At 71.0% G+C, this 18,459-nt stretch carries 16 protein-coding genes; 11 read left to right on the forward strand and 5 right to left on the reverse strand.

Annotated elements, in window-relative coordinates; genetic code table 11:
• Nucleotides 1-313: 313 nt before the first annotated feature.
• Nucleotides 314-1,333: an LLM class flavin-dependent oxidoreductase gene (locus tag ACFYR3_RS15250; RefSeq protein ID WP_389283258.1), complete on the forward strand. Its 1,020-nt coding sequence runs from the start codon at nt 314-316 to the stop codon at nt 1,331-1,333.
• A 121-nt stretch (nt 1,334-1,454) separates the two neighbouring features.
• Here ACFYR3_RS15250 and sthA read toward each other — a convergent pair whose 3' ends face one another.
• The gene (gene sthA, locus ACFYR3_RS15255; protein WP_355840375.1) at nt 1,455-2,858 is read right to left on the reverse strand and encodes a Si-specific NAD(P)(+) transhydrogenase; all 1,404 of its coding nucleotides are present in this window, start codon (nt 2,856-2,858) and stop codon (nt 1,455-1,457) included.
• 423 nt (nt 2,859-3,281) lie between these two features.
• Here sthA and ACFYR3_RS15260 point away from each other — a divergent pair, with 423 nt between their 5' ends.
• Entirely contained in the window at nt 3,282-5,183 is a 1,902-nt protein-coding gene (locus tag ACFYR3_RS15260) for an AMP-dependent synthetase/ligase (protein ID WP_355840376.1), read from the forward strand.
• A 217-nt stretch (nt 5,184-5,400) separates the two neighbouring features.
• On the opposite strand, the gene ACFYR3_RS15265 is transcribed toward ACFYR3_RS15260, so the two are convergent.
• The 4 genes from ACFYR3_RS15265 to ACFYR3_RS15280 all read right to left on the reverse strand — a co-directional run bounded on the left by ACFYR3_RS15265 (nt 5,401) and on the right by ACFYR3_RS15280 (nt 9,619).
• Entirely contained in the window at nt 5,401-7,245 is a 1,845-nt protein-coding gene (locus ACFYR3_RS15265) for a sensor histidine kinase (protein ID WP_389283260.1), read from the reverse strand.
• Nucleotides 7,242-7,940: a response regulator transcription factor gene (locus ACFYR3_RS15270; RefSeq protein ID WP_355840378.1), complete on the reverse strand. Its 699-nt coding sequence runs from the start codon at nt 7,938-7,940 to the stop codon at nt 7,242-7,244. The genes ACFYR3_RS15265 and ACFYR3_RS15270 overlap by 4 nt, the downstream gene beginning before the upstream one ends.
• Before the next feature lie 152 nt (nt 7,941-8,092).
• The gene (locus tag ACFYR3_RS15275; RefSeq protein WP_389283263.1) at nt 8,093-8,851 is read right to left on the reverse strand and encodes a L,D-transpeptidase family protein; all 759 of its coding nucleotides are present in this window, start codon (nt 8,849-8,851) and stop codon (nt 8,093-8,095) included.
• A 126-nt stretch (nt 8,852-8,977) separates the two neighbouring features.
• Nucleotides 8,978-9,619, reverse strand: coding sequence for a DUF6629 family protein (locus ACFYR3_RS15280; RefSeq protein ID WP_355840380.1), 642 nt, complete (start codon nt 9,617-9,619; stop codon nt 8,978-8,980).
• A 241-nt stretch (nt 9,620-9,860) separates the two neighbouring features.
• Here ACFYR3_RS15280 and ACFYR3_RS15285 point away from each other — a divergent pair, with 241 nt between their 5' ends.
• The 9 genes from ACFYR3_RS15285 (at nt 9,861) to ACFYR3_RS15325 (ending at nt 18,448) form a co-directional block, all read left to right on the forward strand.
• A complete protein-coding gene (locus ACFYR3_RS15285) occupies nt 9,861-10,076 on the forward strand; it encodes a DUF4177 domain-containing protein (protein ID WP_151467464.1) in 216 nt (71 codons plus the stop codon).
• A gap of 219 nt (nt 10,077-10,295) precedes the next feature.
• A complete protein-coding gene (locus tag ACFYR3_RS15290; RefSeq protein ID WP_355840381.1) occupies nt 10,296-11,099 on the forward strand; it encodes a VOC family protein in 804 nt (267 codons plus the stop codon).
• Between the two features lie 162 nt (nt 11,100-11,261).
• Nucleotides 11,262-11,714 carry a cyclic nucleotide-binding domain-containing protein gene (locus tag ACFYR3_RS15295; RefSeq protein ID WP_389283266.1) on the forward strand — a complete coding sequence of 151 codons (453 nt, stop codon included), beginning with the start codon at nt 11,262-11,264 and terminating at the stop codon, nt 11,712-11,714.
• 68 nt (nt 11,715-11,782) lie between these two features.
• Nucleotides 11,783-12,598, forward strand: coding sequence for an N-formylglutamate amidohydrolase (locus ACFYR3_RS15300; RefSeq protein WP_355840383.1), 816 nt, complete (start codon nt 11,783-11,785; stop codon nt 12,596-12,598).
• 104 nt (nt 12,599-12,702) lie between these two features.
• Entirely contained in the window at nt 12,703-13,527 is an 825-nt protein-coding gene (locus tag ACFYR3_RS15305; RefSeq protein WP_389283268.1) for an amidohydrolase family protein, read from the forward strand.
• A gap of 49 nt (nt 13,528-13,576) precedes the next feature.
• Nucleotides 13,577-14,890, forward strand: coding sequence for a DUF4032 domain-containing protein (locus tag ACFYR3_RS15310; protein ID WP_389283270.1), 1,314 nt, complete (start codon nt 13,577-13,579; stop codon nt 14,888-14,890).
• A gap of 95 nt (nt 14,891-14,985) precedes the next feature.
• Entirely contained in the window at nt 14,986-16,662 is a 1,677-nt protein-coding gene (locus ACFYR3_RS15315; RefSeq protein ID WP_355840386.1) for an FAD-dependent oxidoreductase, read from the forward strand.
• Nucleotides 16,659-18,101, forward strand: a complete 1,443-nt coding sequence (locus ACFYR3_RS15320) for an ATP-binding protein (RefSeq protein WP_355840387.1) — start codon at nt 16,659-16,661, stop codon at nt 18,099-18,101. Before ACFYR3_RS15315 ends, ACFYR3_RS15320 begins: the two co-directional genes overlap by 4 nt.
• Nucleotides 18,098-18,448 carry a UBP-type zinc finger domain-containing protein gene (locus ACFYR3_RS15325; RefSeq protein WP_355840388.1) on the forward strand — a complete coding sequence of 117 codons (351 nt, stop codon included), beginning with the start codon at nt 18,098-18,100 and terminating at the stop codon, nt 18,446-18,448. The genes ACFYR3_RS15320 and ACFYR3_RS15325 overlap by 4 nt, the downstream gene beginning before the upstream one ends.
• Nucleotides 18,449-18,459: the final 11 nt, after the last annotated feature.

The raw sequence follows: 18,459 nt of genomic DNA on the forward strand, positions 1-18,459 counted from the left end.
CAAGGCCCGCGGGGCGCAGTGCGAGCGCCCGCCGGGAACGGGCCCCCGGTCGACCGCGGGGGGGGGCCGTCGGACGCAGAGAGGTCTGACCCGTCACCACGGGGGGAGCGACGGGCCAGACCCTCCGTCCACGGTGCCATGCCCGGACCGTGTCGCGCAGTGCCTTCGCGAAGTCCCGCGCGGACCGGTTCACGGACCCCCGGCGCCCTGGCCCCCTGACCTGCCCGGTCCTCCCGGCCCGCAATGACCGCCTGCGACAATCTGCGGTAGTGCCGGTGTGCGACGCGGCGCGCCGCGAACGATGGAGGAGCCTGTGCCACTGCCTTCACGCCCCTTGCGAAAGCTGGGCTTCCTGACCATCGGCCTGTTCGACGAGGACGACCCCGGGCGCGGGCACGAGTCCACACTCGGCATCATCGAACTGGGCGAGCGGCTGGGCTTCGACAGCGCGTGGCTGCGACACCGCCATCTCCAGTACGGCATCTCCTCGCCCGTCGCCGTCCTGGCCGCCGCGTCGCAGCGCACCCGCCGCATCGAGCTCGGGACGGCGGTCATCCCCGTGGGCTGGGAGAACCCGCTGCGCCTCGCCGAGGACCTGGCGACCGTCGACCTGCTGGCCGACGGCCGCCTCAATCCGGGTGTCAGCGTCGGCCCGCCCCTGCACTACGAGCGGGTGAAACACGCTCTCTATCCCGACACCGGCGAGAGCGAGGACTTCGGATACGCCCGCCTGGAAAGGCTGTTGGACTTCGTGCGCGGCAAGCCGGCCACCGACTTCAGCGGGACGGAGGGCTTCGAGGTGTTCTCGGACCGCGTCCAGCCGCACTCCCCCGGCCTGGGCCGCCGTATGTGGTACGGCGGCGGCAGCCTGCGGTCGGCGCGGTGGGCGGGCGAGCACGGCATGAACTTCCTCACCAGCAGCGTCGTCAAGGCGGAGGAGTCCGAGGACTTCGCCGAGGTCCAGCTCTCCCATGTGCGGGCCTTCCGCGCCCGCCACCCGGACGGCGACCGCGCCCGCGTCTCGCAGGGGCTCGTCGTGATCCCCACCGACAGTGCCTCGCCCGAACAGCGCGCCAGGTACGAGGAGTACGCCCAAAAGCGGCTGCCTCGCACGACGACACCGCAGGGGCCCGCGCGCCTGATGTTCGCGCCGGACCTCGTCGGCAGCTCCGAGCACATTGCCGAACAGCTCTACTCCCAGGCCGCGTTCAGGGAGATCGACGAGGTGGCGTTCGCCCTTCCGTTCACCTTCGGCCACGAGGACTACGTCCAGATCCTCACCGACATCGCCACGAAGCTGGGCCCGGCGCTGGGGTGGCGGCCGACCGCCTGAAGGATGCCGGAGAGCCCGCCGGGTGGCGTGATCGCCCCTGGCGGGCCCGGGTCGACGTCGAACACGTCGTCCCCGCCCACCCGGGAGCGTCTCGCGGGTGGGCGGAAGCGTCTCGCGGCGGTCAGCCCTTGAGGCGGTCGATCTGCCGGATCTTGTTGGTCGCGTCGAGGGCGGCGACCTTGTAGGACTCGGCGAGCGTCGGGTAGTTGAAGACGGCGTCGACCAGATAGTCGACCGTTCCGCCGCAGCCCATGACGGCCTGACCGATGTGGATGAGCTCGGTCGCGCCGGTACCGAAGCAGTGGACGCCGAGGAGTTTACGGTCGTCGGGCGAGACCAGCAGCTTCAGCATGCCGTGCGAGTCGCCGATGATCTGCCCCCGGGCCAGTTCGCGGTAGCGGGATATGCCCACCTCGAACGGCACGCAGTCCTCGGTGAGTTGATCCTCGGTCCGGCCGATGAAGCTGATCTCCGGGATGGTGTAGATGCCGATGGGCTGCAGGTCGAGCATCCGGTTCACCGGCTCTCCGCAGGCGTGGTACGCCGCCGTACGGCCCTGTTCCATCGAGGTGGCCGCGAGCGCCGGGAAGCCGATGACGTCACCGACGGCGTAGATGTGCGGCACCTCGGTGCGGTAGTGCTCGTCGACCGTGATCCGGCCGCGCGGGTCGGCGGACAACCCCGCCTTGTCCAGGTCGAGTTCATCGGTGAGGCCCTGTCGGCCCGCCGAGTACATGACCGCGTCGGCGGGGATCTTCTTGCCGCTCTCCAGGACCGTGAGGGTGCCCCGGGCGTGTCGCTCGACGGCGGCGACGGTCTCACCGAACCGGAAGGTGACGGCGAGATCCCGAAGGTGGTACTTCAGCGACTCGATCACCTCGACGTCACAGAAGTCGAGCATCCCGGAGCGCTTCTCGACCACCGTGATCTTGGAGCCGAGGGCCGCGAACATGGAGGCGTACTCCATGCCGATCACGCCGGCGCCGACGATGACCATGGAGCGCGGCACCTGCTCCAGGTTCAGGACGTTGTCCGAGTCCATGATCGTCCGCCCGTCGAACTCGACGGTTCCGGGCCGCGCCGGACGCGTACCCGTGGCGATGACGATGTGGTCGGCGCTCAACAGCTTCTCGTTGCCGTTCACTTCGACCAGGGCGACGGTGTGGTCGTCCACGAAGCGGCCCGTGCCGGCGAACAGCGACACGTGGTTGCGTGAGAGCTGGCTGCGGATGACGTCGACCTCGCGACTGACCACGTGCTCGGTGCGAGCGGTCAGATCGGCGACGGTGATGTCCTCCTTCAGGCGGTAGCTCTGCCCGTACAGATCCCGCTGGCTGAGGCCGCTGAGATACAGGACCGCCTCACGCAGTGTCTTGGACGGGATCGTTCCGGTGTGGATGGAGACCCCGCCGACCATGTCGGGGCGGTCGATGACGGCGACCCGACGGCCGAGCTTGGCCGCTGCGATGGCGGCCTTCTGGCCGCCCGGGCCGGATCCGATGACAAGCATGTCGAAGTCGCGCACCTGCGGAGTCTGTCAGCCCGGGACCGCTTCCCGAAAGGGTGAACGGGTGATCAGTCGCCGGAGTGACGGATGAAGCGACGGCTCGCAGTGCCGCCGCTGCCATCCCCCCGTACGCTCCCGTGCCCGTGCGACAGCCCTCCGCACGGTCACCGCCCGAGCCGACCGCCTCCGCCCCGGCCCGTGCTGTCCCCCTTCGTGCGGCGGCGTCCTGGAAAGGCCGTCGGGCGTCAACGGCGGCCGGATGGACAGCTGTTGGTGCTCCGGCGGGGCGAAAGGGAGGGTCCGGGGAACGGAAACTCAGCGGTGGGCGAACGCATGCCGGAATGGGGGCGCGGGCGTCGCCGGTGTGGGCTACATTCGGGAATCCTTGACATCGGCGCCTCCGGGGGTGAGGTCACGTCGAGGAGAATTCCGGAGCGGCGAATGCACCAGTCCCACCTTCCTCCACCGCCAACCGCACTCACCCAGGGGGGACTCGCCGACAGCCTCCGTGCAACGGCGCTCAGCACCCCTGATCTGCCGCAGCTCGCGCGCCGCGCCGAGGGTCGCTCGGGCGCCTGGACGCAGGTGACGGCGGCCGAGCTGTGGGGCGAAGTGGTCGACGTGGCGCGGGGGCTCGTCCGGTCCGGCGTCCGGCCCGGCGACCGCGTGGCCATCATGGCGCGCACCCGCTACGAGTGGACGGTGCTCAGCTACGCCCTGTGGTCGGTCGGCGTGGAGATCGTGCCGATCTACCCGACGTCGTCGCACGAACAGGTCGCGTGGATCCTGAAGGACGCGCACTGCGTGGGCGTGGTGGTAGAGGACGAGCAGGGCGTCATGACGGTCGGCTCGGCGTGCGCCGCGCTCCCGTTCCTGCGCCATGTCTGGCAGTTGGACACCGGAGCGATCGCGCAACTGGTGGAGCGCGGTCGTGCGATACCGGTGACCGCGGTCGACTCGCTGCGCCGGATCGTGCTGGCCGACTCCACCGCGGTCGTCGCGTACACCTCGGGCACGACGGGACAGCCCAAGGGCTGCGCGCTGACGCACCGCAGCCTGGCGAGCCCCTGCGACACGCTGCTCGAAGGCTGGAGACAGACGGCGGCGCCGCCGGGTGTGCAGCCGGCCGTCCTGGCCTTCCTGCCCTTCTCCCATGTCTACGGCCTGATGGTCCAGGGGCTCTGTCTGCGCGGCGGCATCCTGATGGGGCACGAACCGGATCTGCGGGAGGAGACGCTTTCCGAGGCGATGCTCACGTTCCGGCCGACCTATTTGTACGCCGTCCCGTCCGTGTTCGAGAGGATCTACAAGAACTTCGTGAAGGCGTCCCAGCGGGCCGGCCGCAGTGTGCTGTTCGAGCGCGCCGTCCGCACGGCGCAGGACTTCGCCCTGGCCGAGGAGCAGCAGCGGCTGGGCACGGGGACGGGCCCGGCTTTCGATCTGCGGCTCCAGCACTCCCTCTACGAGAAGACGGTGTACAAGCGGCTTCGCGGCGCGCTGGGCGGGCGGGTGTGCGGCGCGGTCTCGGGCGGCTCCCCGCTGAATCGTGAACTCGCCCTGTTCTTCGCGGGAATCGGCATCTTCATCCACGACGGCTACGGGCTCACCGAGACCAGCGGAGGAATCACCGCCCAGCCGGTCGGCCGGGAGAAGTCCGGCACCGTCGGACGCCCCCTGCCGGGCACGGAGATCCAGATGTCCGACGACGGGGAGATCCACGTGTGGGGGCCCTCCGTGTTCCAGGGCTACATCAACGACGCCGCGGCGACCCGGGCCTCGTTCCGGAACGGCTGGCTGGCGACCGGGGACCTCGGTCAGGTCGACGCCGACGGATACCTGACCATCACCGGGCGCAAGAAGGACATCATCATCACCAGCGGGGGCAAGAGCGTGGCCCCCGCCGCTCTCGAGGAACGGCTGCGGGTCCACCCGCTCATCCATCAGGCTGCCGTCGTGGGCGACAACCGGCCCTGCGTGGGCGCCCTCATCACCCTGGACCCCGAGTTCGTGACGCACTGGCGTGCCTCCCGGGCCAAGGGCGAGACGCCCGCCCGGGACGCGCGGGAGGAGAACGAACTGCGCGAGGAGGTCAGGCGCGCGGTCGCGGCGGCCAACACCACCGTGTCCCGCTCCGAGTCCATCCGGGTCTTCCGTGTCCTCCCGGAGCCCTTCGACCTGTCCAACGGGCTGCTGACGCCCTCGCTGAAACTGCGCCGGGACGCGATCGCCCAGCGGTACGCCGCCGAGATCGAGGCGATGTATCAGACCTCGTCGCGGGTCCCGCGGGAGGCGGCGATCGGTGAGCCGTCGATCCTCGACGACTCGGACAACGTATTCCGGTGATCCGGATACGGGCGGCCCACGGCGCGGCGCGGGACGTAGGTGCCTCCCAGAAGTGACCTCAGCGGCGTGACGCGGCTCCTGGTCTCCGGCTGCTCGGTGATGTTCATGCGCCCACCTTCCGCCGGACCGGCCTGAGCGACCAGACCCCTCCTGTGAGCAGGACCACCGGTCCTGGTACCGACACCACCACGATCACGGGGAATACGGCACTCCTCGCTCAGCCCGACCCGGTGGCGTGCGAGGCGGGCTCCCGTGCGCAGGGCAGCCGCAGTGTGAAGACCGTGCCGGTGCCGACTTCGCTGGTGACGGAGACGGTTCCGCCGTGGGCCGCGACGAGTTGCCGGACGATGGCGAGGCCCAGACCGCTGCCGCCGGTACGCCGGCTGCGGGACTTCTCCGCCCGCCAGAACCGGTCGAAGACGCTGGCCAGATCTCGGGGGTCGATGCCCGCTCCGGTGTCGGCCACTTCGAACACGACCTGACCGTCCTCGTCGTGCGCGGCGAGGGTGACCGTGCCGCCGGCCGGGGTGTGACGGGTCGCGTTGGACACCAGGTTGCCGAGCGCCTGCCGCATCCGTACGGGGTCCGCGTCCAGCCACGGCGTACCGGCCACCTCGGTGACCAGCCGGATGCCGGCGGCCTCCGCCCCGACCCGGTGCGCCGCGGCGACCTGTTCGAGGAGTTCGTCGGCGCGCACCTCCTCGCGGTGCAGTCGCAGGGTGCCCGCGTCGGCGGCCGCGAGGTCCTGGAGGTCGTCGATGACGCGCTGCAGGACCACGGCCTCCTCGTGCAGGGAGGACAGCAGTTCCGGGTCGGGGTCGACGAGCCCGTCGCGGGCCACCTCCAGCCAGCCGCGGATATTGGTGAGCGGAGTGCGCAGTTCATGCGCGATGTCGCTGACCATCGCCTTGCGCTGCGCCTCCATGCGCTCGCGGCGCTCGGTCAGTTCGTTGAAGGCGAGCGCCAGGATGCCGGTCTCGTCCTGGGTGGTGACGGGCACCCGTACATGCCGCTCCGGCGGTTGCTGCGCGGCCTGGGTCAGCGCCCGCAGGGGCCGTACGAGCCGGGTGGCCACCAGAGCGGTCACGGCCACGGTGAGGGCGAGGACGAGTCCGGCGACACCGAACACCTTGGCCTTGTTGGCCGTGGACATGTCGAAGTGGGGGACGGGCCTGTCCCCCGTGCCGAGGAAGAGTTCGGCGACCGGGGCCACGTAGGGGGCGAGTTGGCGACGCCGGGAGTCGTCGACGCAGGCGTTCGCCGTCCGGGCCAGGGCGCCGTGCTGGTCGACCGCCCTCTTCCCGATCAGGTAGGGGGCCGGGGTGGCCCCGCTGGTGGCCTCCAGCGTCAGCCCCACGTCGTGGTCGAGGTGCACGTTGTGCCGGTCGAGACACATCCGGGTGAGCGCCGACAGCGCGTCCAGGGCCTTCTGTTCGGTCGGGGTGGGGGTGTTGAGCAGCCCGTCGGCGCACTCGGTCGGCACATAGCCGGAGTCGCGCCTCCCGTCCCCGTCCGTCAGGACGGTACGGCCGCTCGGCATCCGCTCCAGACGGGTCTCAATACCGTTGCGCGCGAAGCACAGTTGGCGCACCGTGGCCAGCTTGGCCACCCGCAGGCGCTCGGCCGTCGGCAGCCGGTACGGCCCCACCGCGCGGGGGTCGACGCCGGCGAGCTGTGCTCCGGGTTCCGTGTAGGTGTCGGTGCGCAGCGGGTCGACGGTGGCGGCGGCCCGGGGCGGCAGGGAGGTCCCGCGGGCCGCGGAGTCCGCGAACGGCGTGCGGTCGCCCGAGGTCAGGGCGATGCGCCGGCCCGTCCTGTGCGAGATCGTGCGCAGCGTACCGGCGACACCGGACCAGTCGGGATGGCCGGCCGCGTATCCGCTGAGCTGCCGCAGGATGTCCATGTCCTCGGCGAGCACCTGGCCCTGCTCCTCCTGGATGGCCCGGGTGGTGGTCTGCACCGCGAGCCAGGCGGTCGCGGCCACGGAGCACAGGGCGATGAGCACGGAGGTGATCAGCAGCCGCACCAGCAGGCTCTTGCGCAGGGGCATGGCGCGGCTCACGCCCGGTCGCCCCTGAGCTTGTACCCGACGCCGAACACCGTCAGCAGACGCGTCGGCCGGCGCGGATCCGCCTCGATCTTCTTGCGCAGGTTCATGATGTGGACATCGATGGCCCGTTCGGTCGAGGCCCGGTCGATGCCTCGGGTGCGGTGCAGCAACTGCCGCCGGGAGAAGACCCGTTCGGGCTCGGCGGCCATCGCGAGCAGGATCTCGTACTCGCCCGGGGTGCAGTCCACCGGCGAGCCGTCGCACCGGACCGTGTGCCGCTCCGGGTCCACCGCGATCCCGGCCGCCCTGACGACCGGATCGCCCCGCCGCTCGGTGGCGGGCCGTCCGCTGCGCCTGAGGACCGTACGGATACGGGCCATCAGCTCGCGCGGACTGTACGGCTTGGTCATGTAGTCGTCCGCGCCGAGCTCCAGGCCGAGCAGTACGTCGTCCTCGGTGGAGCGGGCGGTCAGCATCAGGACGGGGATGTCGTCGTTCTCCCGGAGCGCCCGGCACACCCCGAAGCCGTCGACCACCGGGAGCATCAGGTCAAGGACGACGAGGTCGGGCCGGTGCCGTCGGACCTCGTCGAGAGCGGCCCCGCCGTCGTGGACCACGGTCGCCGTATGCCCCTCGCCCAACAGCGAGCGGCGTATCAGCTCCGCCTGCTTCTCATCGTCCTCCGCGACCAGCACATATGCGCACACGCGGCCGATGTTAGGGGCTGCGGGGCACGAAACGGCCGGCGAGAGGGGCTTCCCACACCCTGACACCTTCCTCACATCCTCCAGGGACACTCCGGGTGGGTCCGACGTCGTGAGGCCTCCCGGAAGGTGCCGACGTGGCCTCCCGGAAGGTGTCAGCGTGCCAGCGAGGCCGCGTCCCCCATGACCACCACGGGGTGAAGGGCCGGGTCCAGAGCGCGCATCAGCTCTTTCAGGTCGTCCTCGCGCAGACCGACGCAGCCGTGTGTGGGGCCTCCGTGGTCCACGTGCAGCCAGATGCCTCCGCCGCGGGCCGCGCCCATCGGCCGGGTCCAGTCCAGGGGTGTGGTGCCGGGGCTGCGGTTGTAGTTGATGGCGACCACGTAGTCGAAGGAGCCGGCCAGCGACTCGCCCTCGAAGCCCGTGCCGGGTGAGGTGAAGGCGCCCGAGCGGTCGTACGGGAGCCGGGTGCCGGGGTCGGGCAGCAGCCCGCCGGCGTCCGTCAGCGTGAAGACACCGATGGGAGAACGCAGGTCACCGGCGTGATGGTGGTCGGTCCAGCCCTTGAGCGCGTTGTGCGCGGACCGGCTCGGGCCCGCCTGCCAGCCGGCCTCCGTGCGCTCGTACAGCACCACGGTCGACAACGGGGAGTTCCTGCCCTCGCCGGTCACCACGACGGCCTGACGGGTCCGCGACGGAACGGCGGCCGAGGTCCGGGGGCCGAGGCCCGGCAGTCGCCGCGGTGCCACGGCGCGCGAGCCGGTCGGAGCGGGGGCCGGTGTGGCCACGCCGTGACGCGCCGGGGAGCCGCCGGCTCCGGGGCCGAGCCGCTCGGCCGGGCCGCTCCCGCAGCCGAAGAACAGGAACGAGGCGGCGACGATCGCCGCCGGAACACGGTGTACGGGGTTGATCATCCGTCGACCCTGGCCGACACATATGAGGAACTCGTCAGGTCGTCCATGGTCCGCCGACTACCCAGGACGCGCGGGATCACCGGTGCTCCGGCCTGTCGTGATCTTCACGTCCCCGTGACCGTCACATCACGCGTGATCGACCCGCTCGTACGGGGCGACGGCCTCCCGCGAGTTCACCCAGCCCAGCAGGGACACCGAGACGACCGCCGCGAACGCGCACCACGTCGAGACGAACTCCAGCTCCCACAGCGACCAGCAGACAGCCGCGCCCACCCCGACCAGGACACCGAGCAGCAGCAGCCCCCGGTCGCCGGACATGAGCAGCGCGCCGACGGTGGCGAAGAGGTAGCCCACGATGACCAGTTCGTGCTGGGGCAGGTCGACGGCATAGCCCATGGTGTGGCCCCGGATCTCGGCCCGCACGGGATGGACGGCCATGGCGTGCGCGAGCGCCGCCGTGGTCGCGATACCGACGGCGAGCGGGAACGGCAGCCGGCGCCGGGCACGGCGCGGTGCCGCGCACAGCACGCCCGCCGGCACCCACACCGCCAGCAGCGGGAGTGCGATCACGGCCCAGACCACGGTGGCGGGTCCCGTACCGCCACCGGCCTCCCAGACCCGGGATTCAACGATCTGATGGGCGCCGAGCAGCAGCGGCAGCGCGGCCAGCGGGAGATCCTGCCTGCGCCGCGCGCGGATCACACAGGCCACCCCGACAGCGGCGACACCGGCACCGGCCGCCAGATCGGCCGTCGCGCTCCAGCACATCGCGCCCCCCTGAATCCGCCGTCACAAGATCCTGCCGTCCGGAGCCCACGCTACGGCGCCGTACGGCCGGACCGTTCGAGGCGGAGCCCGGCCGGCCGGGCCGCCCCCGCCACGGCCAGGCACATCATGAAGTTTCAACAAAGGTATCCGTACGGTCCGGTTCGCCCCTGTGCCACGGCTGCGAAGAGTGATTGGGTGGGCCCCGGCCATGCCATCCAACACGCAGGAGAGCTCCGCAACCATGAGCACCCCGTACACCTTCGAATACAAGGTCGTCACGTTCCGTGAGTCGCTGATCGGCGACGCGCTGGACAGCGACAAGCTGGAAAAGGTCCTGAACAAGCACGCCGAGGACGGCTGGGCGCTCAAGGCGATCACGGCCGCGGACGTCAAGGGCCGCATAGGCCCCGGCGCCGTGGAGGGGCTGCTGCTCACCCTGGAGCGTCCGCGCGCCTGACGCTCGTGCGGTGCGAGCGGCGCCGAGGCGGGAGATGCTGTTGCTGATGGGACAGCGGATCCGCAGGTGCTACTGATGCCGTGAGAGGCCTTCCGGCGCGGAAGGCCTCTCACGGCTGAACTCACGTCCTGGGACCCGACGAGGGTCCCGCACCCCGCGCGACCGCTGCCGACCGGTGCGGTCGGGACGGACGGCCCAGTGAGGTCAGGACGGACGGCGATGAAGAGCGACGGAACACTCCCCACCGGTGTCGTCACCAGCCAGTCGGTGTTCGGCGCCCCGTGCTGGGTCAGCCTGACCACCCGCGATCTGCGGGCCGCCGAGCGTTTCTACACCGCGGTTCTCGGCTGGAGATGGGCCTCGGGCACCCGGATGGGCGACCAGTACCGGATCGCCCGCGTCGCCGGGATTCCGGTCGCCGGAATCTCCGAGGTCGACTTCGTGGCGAGGATGGGGGTCGCCTGGACCCCGTACTTCGCCGTGGCCTCCGCGGACGAGACGGTCTCCCGCAGCCAGGAACGCGGCGGTACGACCGCGGTGGGGCCGATCTCACTGCCACCGGGCCGGGCCGCGCTGCTGGCCGACCGGGACGGCGCGGTCTTCGGCATCTGGGAGGGCGCCCTGGTGTCAGGGTGGGAACGCTGGCGCAGCGCAGCCCCGGCCTTCATCCGCCTGCACACCCGCGACGCCTTCGACGCCGCCATCTTCTACGGGGAGGTACTGGGCTGGGAATCCGGGGTCCCCGGCTGCTGCGAGGTGGGCTACGAGGAGAACGAGGTCGTCCTGCGCAGCCTCGGCGACGTGGTGGCCCGGATCTACTCCGGCGCGGTGGGAGCCGCCCCCGACCCGAGCGTCAGACCGCACTGGCAGATCCACTTCGCGGTCGACGACGTGGAGGCCTGCGTCCGCGCGGCGCGCGCCCACGGCGGCACCGCCCATCAGCAAGGTGTCGGCTCGATGGAAGCCGTCCTCACCGACCCCGACGGAGCCCGCTTCACGGTGACCTCCCGGGCCGCCCAATGACACCTCGGACGAGGCGCACACGACCGCCCTTCGGCGAAGTCGCCCGGCCCACGACGCGACGGATTACGCCGTTCGGGCTCCAATAGAGGATGACGGGATACCCCCGGTACGACAGGCGCCGACGACCTCCGCGGTCGCGCGGCGACCCGATGGAGGTCCGCAATGCCCACTGCTCTACGGCTCCTGCACGCTCTCTCCCCCGAACACCGCGAACGGCTGATGAGCGTGGCGCGCGAGGTCTCCTTTCCCGCCGACGGGCCGATCTTCGAGGAGGGGGGTACCGCCGACCGCTTCTGGGTGATCCGCTCCGGAACGGTCTCCCTGTACCAGCGGGTCATCGCCGAACGACGGATCACCGTCGCGCAGCTCGGGCCCGGTGACCTGCTGGGCTGGTCGTGGCTGTTCCGCCCGCACACCTGGGACTTCGGCGCCGAGGCGTTCAGTCCGGTGCGCGCCTACGAGTTCGACGCCGGCGAGGTGCGGACCCTGTTCGACCAGGATCCGACGCTGGAGCTGTCGCTGACCCGGACGATCGGCGCCATCCTGGCCCACCGTCTCGAGACGACCCGGGCGGCGCTCATCGACCATTACGCGCGCCGTGGGGGCGCCGACTGAGGGCGCGCGGCCGCCGCCGGCCGGCCGGTCCGGCCCACTGTCGGACCCGGCTGCGACAGTGATCTCTTATGAACGACATCCTCGATTCCCCCGACACCCAGGACTCCTTCGTACTCCTGCCCGGTGCGGTCCACTCGCCCGTGATCCTGCACGTCCCGCACTCCTCTCGGGAGATTCCGGCGCCGGTCCGTGACGGCATCCTCCTCGGCGACGCGGCGCTGGCGGGCGAGTTGGACCACATCACCGACGCGCACACCGCTGAACTGGCGGCGGCCGCCGCCGAGGCGGCCGGGCTGACGCCGTGGCGGTTCGTCAACCGGCTGTCCCGGCTGGTCGTCGATCCCGAGCGCTTCCCGGACGAGCGGGAGGAGATGCTCGCGGTCGGAATGGGCGCGGTCTACACGCGGACGACGCACCGGGCGCCGCTGCGGCCCGCGGACCTCGATCCGCGGCCGCTGATCGACCGCTACTTCCATCCGTACGCGCGGGCGATGACGGCCGCGGTCACCGACCGGCTGGCAGCCACCGGGCGGGCCGTGATCATCGACGTCCACTCGTATCCGACGGCCCGGCTGCCCTACGAACTGCACGGTGACGGGCCGCGGCCGCCGATCTGCCTGGGGACCGACTCCTTCCACACGCCGCCGGAACTGGTCGCGCTCGCGGAGAAGGCGTTCGCGGGGCTCGGTGGTGTGGGGATCGACAGCCCGTTCGCGGGCGCGTACGTCCCCCTGCGGCACTACGAGCGGGAACCGCAGGTCGCGGCGCTGATGGTGGAGATCCGGCGGGACACGTACATGAAGGAGCCGGGTGGCCCGGTGGGCGCCGGATTCTCGCGTCTCGTCGCGGCCCTGACCACGCTGGTGGACGCCGTGGACGGGTAGACCCGGAGCGTCGACGCCGTGGACGGGTAGCCGCGGGGCACGGGACATCCTAGGGTCAGCGGTAAGCAAGCGCTCAGCCGCCGATCCAGGGAGGGCACAGGACCATGCCGGTCGTCGACGCGTGGATGCAGCACCCCACTCTCCGTCACTCCAACCACGAGATGTTCGAGTCCCTGCGCCGCTGGACCGGCATGAAGGTGCTGGAGGAGGAGATGCCGGTCGAGGTCACGCTGGCCGCGCTGGCGGCTGCCGACGTGGACACCGGTCTGTCCTCGGCCTGGTACGGGCCTGAGGGCGCCCTGATCACCAACGACGAGGTCGCCGGATTCGTGGCGCGGTCGAAGGGCCGGCTGCGCGGCGTCGCGGGCGTCGACCTCACGCGCCCTGTCGCGGCGGTGCGGGAACTGCGGCGGGCCGTCGAGGAGTTGGACTTCGTGGCACTGCGGATCATTCCGTGGCTGTGGCAACTGCCGCCCACCGACCGGCTCTACTACCCGCTGTACACGGCCTGCGCCGAACTCGGCATCCCCTTCTGCACCCAGGTCGGGCACACCGGACCACTGCGCCCCTCCGAGACCGGCCGGCCCATCCCGTACATCGACCAGGTCGCCCTCGACTTCCCCGAACTGACCATCGTCTGCGGGCACATCGGCTACCCGTGGACCACGGAGATGATCGCGGTCGCCGACAAGCACGCGAACGTGTACATCGACACCAGCGCCTACACGACCCGCCGCTACCCCCCGGAGCTGGTCCGGTATCTGCGCGGCCGGGGACGGCGCAAGGTCCTCTTCGGCTCCAACTACCCCATGATCGAGCCGAGTCGGGCACTGGAACACCTCGGTGAACTGGGCCTGGACGAGGAGACCACCGCGCTGTTCCTGTCGGACAACGCCCGGCGCGTCTTCCGCCTCCCCGATCATTCGTAGATGCTGGAGCCCGACCAGCGTCCGACGTCGAGGTGAGGGCAGCCCGGCCATGGCTTTGCAGATCAGCGCCACCAACCCGGAGCATCCCGCGCTCCTGCTCGAACTGCCGTGGCAGCAGCCCCTTGAGGAGTGGCCCGAGCACCTGCTGGTGCCGCTGCCGCGCGGCATCTCCCGGCACGTGGTGCGCTACGCGCGCGCCGGTGACGAGGTGGTGGCCGTCAAGGAACTCGCCGAGCGGCCCGCGGTGCGCGAGTACGAGCTGCTGCTCGGCCTGGACCGGCTCGGGATCCCCGCGGTCGACCCGCTCGCCGTGGTCACCGGCCGCACCGACACGGCGGGCGAGCCACTGGAGTCCGTGCTGATCACCCGGCACCTGGGCGGCTCACTGCCGTACCGGTCGATGTTCGAGACGACCATGCGGCCGGCCACCATGCACCGGCTGATGGACGCGCTGGCCGTCCTGCTGGTGCGGCTGCACCTGGCCGGCTTCGCCTGGGGCGACTGCTCGCTGTCCAACACCCTGTTCCGGCGCGACGCGGGAGCGTACGCCGCCTATCTGGTCGACGCCGAGACCGGCGAGCTGCACCCGCGGCTCAGCACCGGGCAGCGGGAGTACGACCTCGATCTCGCCCGCGTGAACATCAGTGGCGAACTGCTCGACCTGGAGGCGGCGGGCGCCCTGCACCCCTCGGTGGACCCGATCGAGTTCGGCCGGGAGATCTGCGCGCGCTACCGGGGCCTGTGGGAGGAGCTGACCCGCACCTCCGTCTACCCGGCCGGCAAGTACCACTACATCGACCGCCGCATACGCCGCCTCAACGACCTCGGTTTCGACGTCGCCGAGATGCAGATCGCGAGCTCCTCCAACGGCGACACCGTGACCTTCGTGCCCAAGGTCGTCGACGCGGGCCACCACCAGCGCCAGCTGCTGCGGCTGACCGGCCTTGACACCGAGGAGAACCAGGCCCGCCGGCTCCTGAACGACCTGGAGAGCTGGATGGCCACCCAGGACGACTACGCGCCGAGCGGCCCTCGCCCGGGCTCCCGGCCCGGTCCGGGCGGCGGGCACCCGCGTGCCGCCCGGCCGGAGGTGCTCGCCCACCGCTGGGTCCGGGACGTGTTCCGGCCGACGGTCCGGGCGGTACCGCAGGATCTGCGCGGCTCCATGGATCCGGCCGAGCTGTACCACGAGCTCCTCGAACACCGCTGGTTCCTGTCCGAGCGCGCCCAGCACGACATCGGCCTGGACGCGGCCGTCGAGGACTACGTCACGAACATCCTCCCCAAGGTCCGCGACCCCCTGCCGGTCCCGGCGGACGCGCCGGAGCCATCCCACGGGTACCCCGTTCCCGAGCAAAGGTGACCGATCGTACATACGATTGGCTCTGTACCCGCCCTGCGGCGCCCGCGGTGTCCGCTCGGCCGGAACGCAACCGACCTTCTCGGGGTGGGAGAGGTATGACCCAGGCCGCCAGTCCGGCGCGGACCGTCATTCTGACCGTCGACGACGACCCCGGGGTGTCGCGCGCCGTCGCGCGGGACCTCAGGCGCCGCTACGGCGAGGCGCACCGGATCGTGCGCGCAGAGTCCGGGGACGCCGCGCTGGACGCCCTGCGCGAGCTGAAGCTGCGCGGTGATCAGGTGGCCGTGATCCTCGCCGACTACCGGATGCCGCAGATGAACGGCATCGAGTTCCTGGAGCAGGCCCTCGATGTGTATCCGGGCGCCCGCCGGGTGCTGCTGACCGCGTACGCGGACACCAACGCGGCGATCGACGCGATCAACGTGATCGACCTCGACCACTATCTGCTCAAGCCCTGGGATCCGCCGGAGGAGAAGCTCTATCCGGTCGTCGACGATCTCCTGGACGCCTGGCGGGCCAGCGACTACCGGCCGGTGGGAGCCTGCAAGGTGGTCGGACACCGGTGGTCGGCGCGTTCGTCGGGCGTCCGGGAGTTCCTCGCCCGCAACCAGGTGCCCTACCGGTGGTACTCGTCCGACACCCCGGAGGGACAGCGCCTGCTGGCCGCCGCCGGACAGGACGGGCAGAGGCTGCCGCTGGTGGTCACCCCGGACGGCACGCCGCTCGTCGAGCCCGAGGACCCCGAGATCGCGGCGCACGTCGGGCTCGCCACGACGCCCACCTCGGAGTTCTACGACCTCGTCGTGATCGGCGGCGGTCCCGCCGGACTCGGAGCGGCCGTGTACGGCGCGTCCGAGGGGCTGCGCACGGTGCTCGTGGAACGGTCCGCGACCGGTGGGCAGGCGGGCCAGAGTTCACGGATCGAGAACTACCTCGGCTTCCCCGACGGCGTCTCCGGGGGGCAGCTCACCGACCGGGCGCGGCGGCAGGCGGCCAAGTTCGGCGCCGAGATCCTCACCGCGCGTGAGGTGACCGGACTGGAGGTGACCGGGGCCTCGCGCACGATCCGTTTCTCCGACGGCTCCGCGATCTCCGCGCACGCGGTGATCCTCGCGACCGGTGTGTCGTACCGGCAGCTCCAGGCGCCCGGTCTGGCCGAGCTGACGGGCTGCGGCGTCTACTACGGCTCGGCGCTGACCGAGGCGGCCGCCTGCCAGGGCCACGACGTGTACATCGTGGGCGGGGCGAACTCGGCCGGCCAGGCGGCGATGTATCTGGCCCGGGGCGCCAAGTCCGTCACCATCCTGGTGCGCGGCCCCTCGCTGTCCGCCTCGATGTCCCACTATCTGGTCGAGCAGATCGGCGAGGCGTCCAACATCTCGGTGCGCACCGGCACGGTCGTCGAGTCCGCGCACGGCGACGGCCATCTGGAGCAGCTGACCCTGCGCGATGTGGAGAGCGGCCACACCGAACTCGTCGACGCGCAGTGGATGTTCCTGTTCATCGGCGCGGCCCCGCTCACCGACTGGCTGGAGGGCACGGTGCTCAGGGACGGCCGCGGATTCATCGTGGCGGGCCCTGACATGACACCCGACGGGCAACCGCCCCGGGGCTGGGAGCTGGACCGGCCCCCGTACCACCTGGAAACCAATGTGCCCGGCGTGTTCGTGGCCGGGGACGCGCGCGCCGAGTCGGCGAAGAGGGTCGCGTCCGCGGTCGGAGAGGGAGCCATGGCCGTCATGCTCGTCCACCGTTATCTGGAGCAGTCGTGAGCAGGCGGTCGGTGCCGTGCGACGCGGCGGAACTCAGCACGCTCTTCCTGTTCGAGAAGCTCGACGACGACCAGCTGGACCGGCTGTGCCGGGAGGGGCGGACGGAGGAGTTCGACCCCGGGCCGGTCTACACCGAGGGTGATCCGGCCACCTGCTTCTACGTGCTCCTCGAAGGCACGGTGGTGATGTCGCGCCGGGTCGGCGCGGACGACGTGGAGATCAGCCGCACCTCGAAGCGCGGGGTGTACGCGGGCGCGATGCAGGCGTATCTCAGCGGCCCGGACGACGCCCAGTACAAGGGTTCCATGCGGGTCACCGAGCCCTCGCGGTTCTTCGTCCTGCCCGCCGCGACGTTCTCCGCCATCCTGCGGGACTGGTTCCCGATGGCCGTCCATCTGCTGGAGGGCATGTTCTTCGGCAGTCAGAACACCCAGCGGACCATCGGACAGCGCGAACGGCTCCTGGCGCTCGGCTCACTGTCCGCCGGGCTCACGCACGAGCTCAACAACCCGGCCGCGGCGGCCGTACGGGCCACCTCCGCGCTGCGCGACCGGGTGGCCCACATGCGGCAGAAGCTGGGGGTGATCGCTGCGGGATCGTACGCGCGCGACACTCTGGAGACCTTGGTCGAGATCCAGGAGCGGACCGCCGAGCAGGTCGCCAAGGCCACGCCGCTGACCCCGCTGGAGGCCTCCGACCGCGAGGACGCGCTCGCCGACTGGCTCGACGACCACGAGATCACGGGCGGCTGGCAGCTCGCGCCCACGTTCGTGCAGGCGGGGCTCGACACCGACTGGCTGGACCAGGTCGCGGCGGCGGTGGACGGGCCGACTCTCGAAGGCGCGGTCCGGTGGCTGAACTACACGGTCGAGACCGAGCTGCTCATGAACGAGATCGAGGACTCCACCACCCGGATCTCGCACCTGGTGGACGCGGCCAAGCAGTACTCACAGATGGACCGCGCGCCCTACCAGGTCGCCGACGTGCACGAACTGCTGGACAGCACCCTGATGATGCTCGCCGGCAAGATGGGCTCCGGCATCAAGGTCGCCAAGGAGTACGACCGTTCGGTGCCGCGGATCCCCGCCTATCCGGGCGAGTTGAACCAGGTGTGGACGAACCTCATCGACAACGCCGTCTCGGCGATGGACGGCGAGGGGAAGCTGACAGTGCGCACCGCGCTCGACGGCGACCAGGTGCTCGTCGAGTTCCACGACACCGGTTCCGGAGTACCCGCCGAGATCCGTGACCGCATCTTCGACCCGTTCTTCACCACGAAGCCGGTGGGTGAGGGCACCGGGCTCGGCCTGGACATCTCCTGGCGGATCGTCGTCAACAAGCATCACGGAAGTCTGATGGTGCAGTCCGTGCCCGGCGACACCCGCTTCCAGGTCCGCCTCCCCCTGACCGTCACGGAGACCTCCGAGGAGCCGTCATGACCACGCCCAACGGTATCGACCCCTCCGTCCCGCCGAGCGGCACCGGCTGCACCGAGTGCGACGCCGTCGGCGGATGGTGGTTCCACCTGCGGCGCTGCGCCCAGTGCGGGCACATCGGCTGCTGCGACGACTCCCCGGCCAAGCACGCCACCGCCCACGCGCGGAGCACGGGTCACCCGGTCATCCAGAGTTTCGAACCGGGCGAGAACTGGTTCTGGGACTACGACACCTCGGAGCTGTACGAGTCCGGTCCCGAGCTCGCTCCCCCGGTGAGCCATCCGCTCGACCAGCCCACACCCGGCCCCGCGGGGCGCGTCCCGGCGAATTGGGCCGAGACACTGCGCTGAGGCCCAGGCCC

The organism is Streptomyces sp. NPDC005784, from assembly GCF_042871525.1.
Lineage (GTDB): Bacteria > Actinomycetota > Actinomycetes > Streptomycetales > Streptomycetaceae > Streptomyces.